At 46.7% G+C, this 12582-nt stretch carries 10 protein-coding genes; all 10 read left to right on the forward strand.

From position 1 onward, the window contains the following. Nucleotides 1-612: ATP-binding cassette domain-containing protein (locus AB4Z17_RS26755; RefSeq protein ID WP_441963184.1), on the forward strand; the 612-nt coding region annotated here is incomplete at its 5' end. Nucleotides 613-622: 10 nt separating this feature from the next. Further along, nucleotides 623-1033, forward strand: a complete 411-nt coding sequence (locus AB4Z17_RS26760) for a GNAT family N-acetyltransferase (RefSeq protein WP_441963186.1) — start codon at nt 623-625, stop codon at nt 1031-1033. 440 nt (nt 1034-1473) lie between these two features. Then, nucleotides 1474-1707 (forward strand): hypothetical protein, encoded by a 234-nt coding sequence (locus AB4Z17_RS26765; protein ID WP_441963188.1) that lies wholly within the window; start codon nt 1474-1476, stop codon nt 1705-1707. 209 nt (nt 1708-1916) lie between these two features. Further along, on the forward strand, nt 1917-3233 hold the full coding sequence (locus AB4Z17_RS26770) for an ABC transporter substrate-binding protein (RefSeq protein WP_441963190.1): 1317 nt from the start codon (nt 1917-1919) through the stop codon (nt 3231-3233). 382 nt (nt 3234-3615) lie between these two features. Continuing rightward, nucleotides 3616-4134, forward strand: coding sequence for a MauE/DoxX family redox-associated membrane protein (locus AB4Z17_RS26775; RefSeq protein ID WP_441910390.1), 519 nt, complete (start codon nt 3616-3618; stop codon nt 4132-4134). Between the two features lie 16 nt (nt 4135-4150). Continuing rightward, nucleotides 4151-4747: a hypothetical protein gene (locus tag AB4Z17_RS26780; protein ID WP_441963192.1), complete on the forward strand. Its 597-nt coding sequence runs from the start codon at nt 4151-4153 to the stop codon at nt 4745-4747. A 44-nt stretch (nt 4748-4791) separates the two neighbouring features. Beyond that, nucleotides 4792-5535, forward strand: coding sequence for an extracellular solute-binding protein (locus AB4Z17_RS26785; RefSeq protein ID WP_441963194.1), 744 nt, complete (start codon nt 4792-4794; stop codon nt 5533-5535). A gap of 282 nt (nt 5536-5817) precedes the next feature. Then, nucleotides 5818-7557, forward strand: coding sequence for an ABC transporter ATP-binding protein (locus tag AB4Z17_RS26790; RefSeq protein ID WP_441963196.1), 1740 nt, complete (start codon nt 5818-5820; stop codon nt 7555-7557). A gap of 55 nt (nt 7558-7612) precedes the next feature. Then, nucleotides 7613-10465 (forward strand): FtsX-like permease family protein, encoded by a 2853-nt coding sequence (locus AB4Z17_RS26795; RefSeq protein WP_441963198.1) that lies wholly within the window; start codon nt 7613-7615, stop codon nt 10463-10465. A 164-nt stretch (nt 10466-10629) separates the two neighbouring features. Further along, nucleotides 10630-12342, forward strand: a complete 1713-nt coding sequence (locus AB4Z17_RS26800; RefSeq protein ID WP_441963199.1) for an extracellular solute-binding protein — start codon at nt 10630-10632, stop codon at nt 12340-12342. The last annotated feature ends 240 nt before the right edge of the window (nt 12343-12582 follow it).

Genomic DNA, 12582 nt, shown 5'->3' on the forward strand with positions numbered 1-12582 from the left:
CGTCTATACGATGCAAGCTCGGGGGAAATTCGTTTAAATGGGATACAAATCGATCAGTTCAAGCTGGATGATTATCGTATGAAGATTAGCTCAGTGTTTCAGGATCATCAGCTGTTCGCTGCTACGCTTTCCCAAAATGTCGTCATGAATCAGTTTTCATCCGGCGATTCATTTCTGGCAAGAGAAGCGCTGGAGAAAAGCGGTTTTGGCAATAAGCTGCAGACTTTGCGATTGGGGACCGATACTTCCGTTACCAAGGAGTTTGACGATGCCGGGATAGRGCTATCTGGTGGAGAGGCGCAGAAGGTAGCGATCGCAAGAGTGTTCGCCAAGCCGACTCTTCTCATCCTATTGGACGAGCCTTCCAGCGCATTGGATCCCATGAGCGAATATCATTTGAATCAAGTCATGCTGGAGAAGGCAGAAGATCGACCCATCATTTTTATTTCACACCGCTTATCGACGACCAGAATGGCGGATCGCATACTCATGATGGAAAATGGTCAAATAATTGAGCAAGGCTCACACGAAGAGCTTATGAGAATGGACGGAAAGTACGCTCAAATGTTTAACCTTCAGGCTTCACGTTACCGCGTGGTTGTAGGAGCTTGAAAAATAATGATTGTGGACATGCACTCGCAGAAGCATATATCACGCATCAAAAGAGGGGCAGGTCATTATTACATTTGCTATTTATAAAGATGAGACTATGGTCGGCTTTATCATGATGTATTATGACGATGGAAATGGAAATTTCGAATACAGCAGCTATGGCGTTTTTAAAATCATGATTGATGGGCGATATCAAGGCAAAGGATATGGGAAGGAAGCCATGGAAAAAGCTGTAGAATTCGCTAAGACATCTCCTCATGGTGAAGCGAGGGTCGTTGAAGTTACCTATAACCCCGAAAACATAATTGCGAAAAATTTATATGCCTCATTAGGATTTGTTGAAACAGGAAATACCCACCCTTCTGGTGAGGTATATGCGGAGTTTGTTCTACCTAAAACACCATATTTACGGAGCTTTTAATGCAAGAACGTTATCTGAAGGAACCTGAAATGATTGAAAATAAGAGGAGGAGAGCTCCATCGTTTCCATTCGAGATTGTACCGAGGCAGATCTTGATGCCGGCTTCATTGGTTGGTCCTGTAGCTGCATGGATGACCCTTAAGGAGCAGGTCTTGAACAAAGTGGGTTCGCTACGTGGGACGATTAGAAAGTCATATTCGTAACCGAATAGAGGCAATGAATAGATCAAACAAGCAGTCGACCATGTCGGCTGCTTGTTTGTTTTTTTAGTGCGATGAAATGAGTATCTGACCCATGCTCTTGTGTGGAAAATCCCATCATCTAACAGGTATAGAAACCATTGAACAAAAGGTTGTTTACAAAACATGTAAACGATACACTTTTTTATGAAGAAAACATTTCGTATACATTGACGAACAAGCAAAAGGAGGATGAGCGTCATGAAATTCAAAAGGTTATTTGCAATCTTACTGCTAAAAACGGTCTTCATATCCGGCTGTACGACAATTGTAACAGAAGAGGCAGTGCCAGTTGAGATTGAGAGAAGTCAATCATTGATCATACAGCTTGTTTCCTGGGCCCAGATGGCTTCGTCAAACGAGGATAATCCGTTGAAGCTCAAAATCGACCGTTTCCGCGAAAAGTATCCGAATGTACAAATTACGATCAATTAGATGAACCCGTGAATGTTGGAGGAAAGCCGAATATTGAGCAAGAAAAATGGTTGAGCAGCACCAAGTCTCTTCAAGTGATCGTGAATGGACAGAATGGGAGAGAGGCGTTAGCAATATGCGAAAGAATTAGAAATTGAATTTGGCTCTAGAGATTAGCATCTGACATTACATTGTCATGTGAAGCAAAGGCGTAGAGGAGAAATATGTTCATGTCAAACATCAGAAAACTTGGGATACTGCTTATTTTCGTTATGACGTTATCGAGTTGTATGTCGTCATCKCATACACTCAAGAATAACGATACTTCTGCTCGAGTCGGGGAGAAACAGCAGCTAACCATTAAGCTGGTTGGTCGTTATAGCGGGGATACGCTCCCTCAGAAGATCCAGCGTTTTGCCGATATGCATTCGAATGTGGAAATTAAGATCGAGTGGGTTCAGTCTTATAATAATCCGTATAGCAAATCTCCAGTTTTGTTTGCACCTTGGACTCCAATTGAGGTACCTTCTGAGCTGTATGAGGACTCTAATAACGTTCCGGATATCGTTGAACTGGTACCCTACCAGATGCGAGAATTGTATCGGATGGGAGTTATCGAGCCGTTAAATTTGAACGAATCGGATCTAGTCGATTATGCGATTGCGACTAATGACGGGTATGTTCTGGGTATGAAAAGCAAGATTAACCCGATGATTCTTTACTACAATAAAGATATTTTTTCTGCCTTGGGGATTGAAGTTCCTTCGGAAAAATGGGATATCGATATGTTGAACGATGCGATCGTCAAGCTGAAGGCTGCGGGAGAGACGCTCTATATTCCTCTATCGCCATTTACACTGGAGTGGGCAACGGGACTGTACGGTGGACGTGTTGTCGGAGTAGACGGCAGGTCATTCGCCGGTTATATCGATAGTGATAATGCAATTAAAGCCGCCAAGTGGATTATGACTATCGGAACGAAAATGGAATATGCCTCGATGTCCTTAACTGATATACGTCCCCCTATGCCTTACGATTTGGTCGATGGTAAAATCGAGCTAGCGATAGAATATGCGTATGGTTTTAATATATCTATGAAAAACAGCTATGAGGAGATTGCGCAAGAGAATAACCAAATCGGAGTGGCAGCGTTACCTGTGGGAACGAACGGTCATAATCCGGCTTTAATATCGGGATTATCCCTAACCTCGAAATCTGAACATAAAGAATTGGCTATGCAGTTAATTCGGTATCTATCAGAAGATCGAGATTCATTGTATTCGGATATTGCTTCGCATACACTTCAGACCGCTACAAGAACCTTGAAGGAGCCAGTGGACGCTGCACGGAAATTGATAATTATAATGGCTATGAAAAGGTCCGTTCCAGCAATACTTAGTACGCATGAGGTAGCCGAAATCGGTTTTTATGACGCGATACAATTATTTTTGCCAAAACCACTGCTTGCGATCAGGGACGGGCAGTCAATTAGAGATATGCTAAAACAGTATGCGGATCAACTGGATAGCGATGCGAGAGACAAATAATGTTTTTAAGATAAAAAACAATAATTAGACATGTATTATAAATTATTCCATAAATGTTAAAATGGTTGTGAGTCCGAGAGTTTTGTCGATTCTGTAGTCTGTACTCTCTAAGGACTGGTCTTGGTAAAAAAATAGAAACGGAGGTGATTATATGTGTGGATATCAATCAGGGGGCTGTCTGGCGAGTTCCTGCGGAGGTTCTTCTAAACTGGGGGTTCAACTGGTGAATTACGTATGTGATGGTGTCATTCTATCCCAGACTTCGTCGGGTTGCTGCAACCTTTAAAATCAGTGGACTACATGCTTACAATAATGAGAAAACACGGCTTTATGCCGTGTTTTCTCATTATATTTCATGTTGGAATAGGAGGATCATAAAGTGATGGGTCCCTTTTTGCAGTTCCTGTTGTTGGTTACCTTTTTGTTGTCTGGATTCGGAAAACTAATCAGTTTCGCAGATTTTAAGAAGACGATTGAACAATTAGAAATCAGCCGCCGACTTGTTTTACCGAGTGCAGCTGTTGTTGTACTGCTAGAATTATCTGTTTCGATCCTACTTATATTTTCAGGGACTCAGTATCTCGCGTATTTAATAATCTTGTGTTTACTAGGCTGCTTTGTGTGGTCTATCTACCGGGCATATAAACGCCAGCTGAAAGTGGCCTGTAATTGCTTCGGCAATATTAATCCAGAGTCGTTCGGTTGGAATACGGTACTACGGGTTGTCCTGTTACTTGTCATTACCCTATATCTCTTATCAACCGGAACAACAACTGTATGGGTGGAGTATCCAATCGAAGATATCTATTATGCTGGAGTTGGTTCGATCGGTGTGCTTCTGGTTTACAGCTTAATGCCGTACGCGGCATTCGGTACTTTAGCAAGTGACGGTTCCAAGTAAGGGGGAGTTGGATAACATGCAATCCATTGCGAATGCTGTTCTATGGTTATTAGTCATAATGTTAGCGGTCAGTGTGCTGCGGTTGCGCAATAAGGTCTATATGCCTTTCAAGCTAAAAGAACTGTTGTACTCCGATTTCGGTGCGCCGCTAGGGGAGCAATTTCCAGTAACACACTTTCAGACGATCACTGGCGGACAAGCTGCGGTTCATAATGATTCAGGAAAAAAGAAAATTATATTGGTAACCTCTCCGACCTGCGGCACATGCACGACGTTATATCCACTAATCAATCCTTTCATGCAGAACAAAAACGATCAATACGAGTTTATCTCAATGATGTATGGTGATTTGCAAGAGGTTAAGGCAATCGGTCATAACTACAGCCTTATGGTGCCGATTGTTCAACTGGAGAACGAGGAAAGCTTGAAAGCAATTAAGACCGATCGGTTCCCATTCGGCTATTTGCTATCTCCGGATGGTAAAGTCACATCCAAAGGATTGATTACGAATGAAGAGCAATTTGACCTTCTCCTTACGTGGGCTCCGAAGCAGCCGAAGAAAAGCAGACTAGCCTTTTATCGGCAAAGATCCAATGCAGAGCAGCAAGTCTAATCGGTTATCTGACAGATTACTTTTTAAATCGTGGGAGCCCTGTCGTGAAATACACAATGATGATAAATGTAGCATTGCTTTTCATCACTTTATTATCCAGCTGCGTGTCGACAACAACAGTTGAAGAAGCAGCACGGAACAGTGAGGAACCCAAGTCGAAAGACACGCTGACCATCCAGCTTGTATCCATTAACGGCTCGTTTTATGGTGTAGAGCACCATCGGCTAGCGCGGAAAATCGAACGATTTGGAGATCTCAATCCCAATACGAACATTATGATACGTTGGATAAATGATTATAATTTTACACAAGGCTCTAATTCTGTGCCGACTTGGATAAAAACTACAAAGCCAGCCGATTTGTATACAGTAACGCAGAGTGTACAGGATGTACCGGATATCTTCGAACTTGCGCCTAATCAGATGCTAGAATTGTATCGGCGCGGCGCAATTGAACCGCTGAATATGAATGAAACAGGCGTTAGCGAGTATGTGATCTCCTCTAATGACGGCTACGTGCTGGGCATTAAGAGCAAGATCAATCCAATGATTGTCTTCTATAATAAGCAAGCTTTTGAATCGCTTGGTTTGGACCAGCCTTCGAGTCAATGGGACTGGGAAAAGCTGAACGATACGATTGTCAAACTGRGAGCAGCAGGAGAGAACGTTTATATTCCACTTAACCCTTATACGCTGGAGTGGGCGACAAGTTTGAACGGCGGGCGTATCGCAGCGGTAGATTGTGTCACATACCGTGGATATCTCGATAGTGAAGTCCTAATCGGTTAGCTGCCATTCATAATGGCCTGCCGATTCGTGAATCCCTGCAACATTATGCTTTAGAGTTAGAGTAGGATTTGAAATGAAAGTGCATACGCGAAACAACTTTTCGAAGTGTTATGAATCTGTGAAAGATAAAAAGGAGGCGTCTCATGCTTGAACTGACTTTATGGCATCACCTTGAGCAGCCGGAATCCTATGCGTGCAATGGAGAAGATGAATATGACAAATCAAACTCAGAGACCAAACATCGGGATTCGTAGCATAATAGCCATACTGGGGCGTTCATTGATGCTCGTGTGGCGTTTATCGGCGCCACTTGTGCTGCTGCTTCTCGTTATGCGAGTTGTGAGCGCATTCATTCCGGCTATGCAGGTATTGGTCGTGAAGGAATTGACAGATGCGGTCGCCGGACTGCTCACGCGTGATGGCGAGATGTCGGAGCCCGTCAAGTGGCTGGCGGCAAGCGGCGGTCTGCTGCTGATTGGCGCGCTTTTGGATGCCGCAGCCCAATACATGACGATGCTGATGAAACAGAAGACGCAATTCAAAATGGAAACGATGCTGGCGGGGAAATCAATGAGTATTCCGCTGTCTCGATTCGAGCAGCCACAATACTATGATCAACTGCAAAGGGCTAAGATGAACGTCTCTTTTCGAGGTTTTCAACTGATAGAGCAGTTTTTTTCCATTTGCCAATCGCTGCTCACGGTTGCTTCATTCTTCGCCCTGCTGTGGCATTTCAGCTTTGTATTGTCGCTGGGAATGGTGCTTGTTGTGGTTCCGACGCTTGTTGTACATATGAGAATCGGTGAATGGAAGTATTGGCTGATGCGCGTGCAGACGCCGTTCTCGCGGCGCCTGTTCTACTTCTTCGATCTGATGACCAACCGTCAGTCCGCTAAGGAGGTCAGATTGTATCGGCACGCTAATAAGCTGCTACACTATTGGGGTGGATATTTCTGGAAAAATGCTGGCGAGCAGAAGAAGGTCGAGCTTCGAGCGCAAAAGATGCGAATAGGAATTGAAGGTCTGAACGGAGTGCTTGCCTTTTTATTCTCCTGTTATGCAGTCTGGGTATGTTATTCACAGCAGCTATCGCTCGGGGCTTATGTCGCGATCGCGCAAGTGCTGGCCACGACTCAAGCTTCAATGCGCATGATTGCTCAGAACTTATCGTCTATCTACGAGGAAACGCTCGTCATGAACGAGTATTACGACTTTTTGGATTCGGAGGAAGAGAACGGGCAGGGACGGCATGTGCTGAATAGCCCCATTGCGGAAGGCATTACCGTTGATCATTTGACTTTTGCCTATCCAACCAGCCTGAAGCCAGTGCTTAACGATATATCGTTCCGAATCAAACCGAATCAGACAGTAGCGATTGTAGGGGAGAACGGCGCGGGCAAGAGCACGCTCGTTAATTGCCTCATTGGCCTCTACCGTGAATATTCGGGCTCTATAAAATACGACGGCGTTGACTTGATGGAGCTGGACGTTAACACATTTCGCGACCGTACTGGAGCGGTATTCCAGGATTTTCTTAGATACCAAGTATCCGTGAAGGATAATATTGGGTTCGGCGATGTAGGCCGGATGGAAGACTTGGCCGCAATCGAGGCGGCTGCCGCGCGGTCCGGTGCTGCGGACGTTGTGCAAGGGCTTCCGGACGGCATGGATACGTTGCTTGGCCCGATCTTCGATGGGGGGCACGAGCTGTCTGTCGGCCAGTGGCAGAAGCTTGCCCTCGCGAGGTCGTTTATGCGAGATTCTGCCATTATGGTACTGGACGAGCCTACAGCATCCATGGACCCGATGGCTGAAGCGGAGTTGTTCAAGCGATTCACGGAGCTGGCCGAAGGCCGCATTACGCTGCTCATCTCTCATCGACTCGGAAGCTGCCGAATGGCGGATCATATTCTAGTAATGAAGAATGGCACACTAGTCGAGCAAGGCTCACATGAACAATTGCTAAGCTTGCAAGGGGAATATAGCCGAATGTTCGAAGTGCAGTCATTGGCTTACCGATAATCTAGGTTTCTAACCAACCTGCTATGAACTTCATATCAAGGACGGGGGTGTAGATATGGCATTATGGACGATGATTCTCCGCAAGATGGTGAATAATAAGTGGCTGCAGCTGAACTTGTGGTTCGGTCTGACTGTATGCGTGGCTCTATTCTGCTCGATGCCCCTTTATTCTGATGCGATCCTGCAGCGGACGTTGCTGAGGGAGCTCCAGCAGCTTCAAGAGAGGGAAGCCGTATTTCCTGGATATGTAGGGATTAGTACGACCGTCTCCTCCAAGACGACGGACGAGAAGACGAGAAGCCAGATCGCCGAGGCCGATCAATTCGTACAATCGATACCCGAGCGGTTGGGAATGGAAGCAAGAGCGTTCTACCAACAAAGATTTACATCAAAAATGAAAATATACGGGGCGGACGCGTCGGAGCAAGAGAAGAAAGTGCTGAATGGGACAGGCGGCTTTAGGACGCTGACGGACATGGAACATCGGGTTCTTCTTATTGAGGGACGGATGCCCGTCGATCGAACGGACGGCGTCTACGAGGCGCTCGTTACAGAACGCTTCTTGCTGTCGACGAAGAGGGAGCTCGGAGAGGAACTGATCGCCGAAGTGATGACAGGGGATCGTGCACGCTTCCGTGTAATCCCTGTTGGACTTATTGTAACCGATCCGAATGCGGAGCCATATTTGCCTTTTGTTGCAGAAGAGGTCGTTGACGGATTCATGATTCCATTCGAGACGTTCGAGCGCGAGTTTGTACAAGGAGGTAAAGCGGCAATCGCTTTCCTTGAATGGCGTTATGCTATGGAATATGAGCAGTTGAACGTTGAGTTTATCGATCAGCTCGTTAAGGCGGATACCGAGATTAGACGTTTTTTCCAAGGTTATATCGGCATTGCCGAGGTCGAAATTCCGGCAACACCGACAGCGGCATCATATCATGCGACGGAGAATCAACTGGCCGTTATGATGTTGGCGTTGTATACGCCCGTCATGCTAATGCTCTCCTTCTATTTATATATGGTTGCAAACCTGATTATTAATCAGCAGAAGACGGAGATATCCGTGCTGCGCAGCCGAGGAGCAAGCCGTACGCAGCTGATGACGGCTTATACCGTAGAAGGCTTGCTTCTTGGCCTCAGTGCACTTGCGATCGGACCGTTTCTTGGCGTGAAATTTACACAATTGCTTGGCGCTTCCAGCGGCTTTCTGGAGTTCGTCCAGCGTTCGGCGCTTGAGATCAGCTTGAGCAGCAAGTCTTACAAGATTGGAGCGGTTGCCGTTGGTGCGGCGCTTCTGCTGATCCTGATTCCGGCATTTATGGCTACTCGCGTCAGCATCGTTAGCCACAAGCAGAAGATGGCTCGAGGAACTAAGCTCTCGTTCTGGTACAAGAGCGGAATTGATATTATTTTGGTCGGATTGGCCATCTATTTACTGATTAACTTCAATAAACGAATGGACGATTTGCAGCGGCTTGCGCTCGATGCCAATGCCTTGCAGGTTGATCCTCTGCTGTTCTTCATGCCCGCAATGTTCACGCTTGGCGGGGGGCTATTGGCGCTTCGCGTCTATCCATGGTTCATTCGGTTCTTATATTGGGCTGGTCGCAGATGGTGGCCGCCGTCGCTTTACCATTCGCTTGTGCAGATCAGTCGCTCATCCGGCCAATATTTGACGATCAAGGTGTTTCTAATTATGACTGTAGCGACAGGGTTGTTCAGTGCCAATGCAGCGCGGACAATTAACGATAATATGGAAAGTAAAATTCAATATGCTATCGGCGCGGATATCACGGTGAAGGCCAAGTGGGAAACCTACGAGTCCGATTCCGGAGGTCAAGCAAGTCTGGCACCGAATTCGAAGCAAATTAAGTACATTGAGCCGCCCATCCAGCCGATGAGAGAGCTGGATGGCGTGGAATCGGCAGCCAAAGTGTTCAGGAAGGAAGACGCGTTTTTCGTAGAAACGAAAAACAAGAGCTCAGGCGTTATGACGGTAATCGGCATCGACACGTTGGATTACGGCAAGACGGTCTGGATGAAAGACGGATTGCTTGATTCTCACATTAACAACTATCTTAATCTTATTGCGCCAGACCCGATGGCGGTGCTCGTCTCTCGTTCCATTGCTGAGGAGCACGGCGTAAAGCCGGGCGATAATATTCGGGTTTATTGGCAGGGACAATCCCAAGCCCTGTTCACTGTATATGGCATTATCGACTATTGGCCGACATGGAATCCTCTGCCTTCCGAAAGGTCGTTCGGAGACATGAAGACGGAGAAACCTCATCTGATCGTTGGACATCTGGGTACAATTCAGAATCGAATTGGATTCGAGCCATACGAGGTATGGTATAAGCTGAAGGCCGGCATTTCCAGCTCGCATATCTACGATCAGCTTGCGGAGAAAGGAATTCCGCTTGTGAGTGTCCGTGACGCAAAGCAGGAATTGATACAGTCCGAAAACGCTCCGCTGCGGATGGCAATGAACGGCGTTATGACGCTTGGTTTTGCCGTTGCAATGCTCATCTGCTTCTTCGGCTTCTTGATCTTCTGGGTACTGACCTTATCCGGACGCACGCTTCAATACGGAGTGCTGCAGGCAATGGGCATTCCGTTCTACCAGGTATTCGGCATGCTTGTCAGCGAGCAGGCGCTCACCTCGGGAGCCGCAATCATTATCGGCGTCTATATCGGCAACTTGACGAGCGATCTATACGTTCCGCTGTTCGAAATGTCTTTCGCAACAACGGAGCAAGTGCCGCCGTTCCAAATCGTGCGCAAGCTTGGCGATTATGTGCAGCTCTATGGCATCGTTGGGCTCACGATTGGCATCGGCTTGTCGATTCTCGTCTACCGGTTGTCGCGTACGCGAATTAGCCAAGCGCTTAAGCTGGGAGAGGAATAATAGGCCTACATGAAAACACGCCAGAACCGGCGTGTTTTTTGCATGCTATCGGCAATCGGCATTTGAATTGCGACTCGTTTTTTCATCAAGTAAAGATTGGGTAACATTATAAAGGATTGGCTCTTGCTTTTTTGGTGATTAATCATGGAGAATAATAAACATGCATGATTAATTCGTTGTCGAGAAATGGGGTTGTCATCTTGAGGAGGCGAATTTGGAATAAGGCTGCGCTCATGCTCGCCGTATTCATGTTTATGCAGACGCTTACGGCGTGCGAAAATAATGAAGTGGCAGAAAAGTCGGATACCGAAGGTATGGAACAATCGATGTATACGGATTTAGGCTTAACTAAATATAATCCTCCGATCGAAATTTCACTCGTACGGGAAATAGACGAAGATTTTACTGATTTGATTGCCAATTTTCCGGGGGAGACACTCGATAACAATCGGTGGAGCCAGCTCTACGAGGATGTGCTTGGCATTCGGGTTAAGTACGAATGGACGGCCAAAAGGGATCTCTATCAACAAAAATTAGGATCTGCGCTAGCATCAGGCAATATACCCGATATCGTCAGAGTGAATGCGCAGCAGTTGCGGCAATTGGCAAACGAAGGACTCATGCAGGATTTAACCAGCGTGTACGAGCAGTATGCAGCGCCGTTCACTAAGGATGTGCTGAACCAGGAAGGGACGGGGCCGTTTGAGGCGGCAACGATTGACGGGAAGCTGATGGCGATACCAGAAACGTCGGCATCGATCGAAGGCGCCCAATACTTATGGATACGGACCGATTGGCTGAAGCGGCTCGATTTAAAGCCGCCAGAGACGATGAATGACTTGCTCGCAATTTCGAAAGCGTTTACAGAAGACGATCCCGATGGAAACGGCAAAAACGACACGTACGGGCTGGCGCTCACGCAATATTTGTGGGATCCCGTTATGGGGGCTTTGGATTTTATGGCCGGTTACGGCGCTTACCCAAACATTTGGCTGGAGAATGATATGGGCAAGCTTATGAATGGAGCCGTACAGCCGGAAGTGAAAAAGGCGCTAGCCGTTCTTCAGCAGATGTACCGCGATGGACAAATTGATCCGGAATTTGCGTTGAAGGACGGCCGCAAAGAGAAGGCGATGATCTCGGAAGGGAAAATCGGCATGATGTTCGGAGAGCAATGGGGTTCATTCCTGGTTCAAGCGAGCTACGAGAAGGATGCCGATGCGGACTGGCAGCCATTCCCTATTGTGTCGGATAACGGCGAGAAGCCCAAAGTACCGCTTCGCTTTGCGACTACGCAGTTTCTAGCCGTCAAAAAAGGGGTAGAGCACCCCGAAGCGATCGTGAAAATGATCAATTTGCATCTAGAGAAAAATTGGGGCGTTACAGCGGAATACGAAACCTACTACAGCACTCCGTATCCAGCATGGCAGCTCTCGCCTTTTACTCCCGCGCCATTGCTCAAAAACTACGAGGCTTTTCTGCAGCTGGATGAATTCCGAACCACGGGAGACGAAGCGGTGCTGCATGATGAGGCTAAAGCGATCAAAAAAAATATCGATGCGTATTTGACTAAAAACAACGTGACCGGCTGGGGGTGGGAACGAACTTACGGGCCCAAGRGGGCGTTCTCCATCTTCAGGGATTATGAAAAAAACAATCAGCTGCTCTACGAGAAGTTCGTCGGCGTTCCGACGCAAGCGATTATCGAGAAGCAATCCATATTAGACGATTTGAAGCATAAAACATACATGAACATTATTCTTGGACGGCCTATCGAGGAGTTTGACCGTTTCGTTGAAGAATGGCATCGATTAGGCGGATCGCAGATGACGGCTGAGGTAAACGAGTGGTTTACCAAGAAAGACGGTACATCCTAGATAAGAAGTAGGTTCTCTCATGGCGTTCCTTTAGTATTCCTTGTTCCCTCCATAGATAAAGCTGCTTGCGAGGAGTTGTGTAAGATTGCTTAAGATACCCGTCAATTCCATGCGCCATGCTTTGTTTTTAAGGCTTGTTATCATGCATCTCGTCGTCATTTTGCCTATTATCTTACTTGGCGTTTATTTATATAACTGGAGCTACACCAACGCGAGCGAGGACATTTCCAGAAACACCTT

Source organism: Paenibacillus sp. TAF43_2 (assembly GCF_052113545.1).
Classification (GTDB): Bacteria; Bacillota; Bacilli; order Paenibacillales; family Paenibacillaceae; genus Pristimantibacillus.

What these genes read in the sequence shown, in the direction of transcription:
- AB4Z17_RS26765 (WP_441963188.1), top strand. Translation starts at nt 1,474, where the DNA reads ATGAAATTCAAAAGGTTATTTGCAATCTTACTGCTAAAAACGGTCTTC.
- AB4Z17_RS26775 (WP_441910390.1), top strand. Translation starts at nt 3,616, where the DNA reads ATGGGTCCCTTTTTGCAGTTCCTGTTGTTGGTTACCTTTTTGTTGTCT.
- AB4Z17_RS26780 (WP_441963192.1), top strand. Translation starts at nt 4,151, where the DNA reads ATGCAATCCATTGCGAATGCTGTTCTATGGTTATTAGTCATAATGTTA.
- AB4Z17_RS26790 (WP_441963196.1), top strand. Translation starts at nt 5,818, where the DNA reads ATGCTCGTGTGGCGTTTATCGGCGCCACTTGTGCTGCTGCTTCTCGTT.
- AB4Z17_RS26795 (WP_441963198.1), top strand. Translation starts at nt 7,613, where the DNA reads ATGGCATTATGGACGATGATTCTCCGCAAGATGGTGAATAATAAGTGG.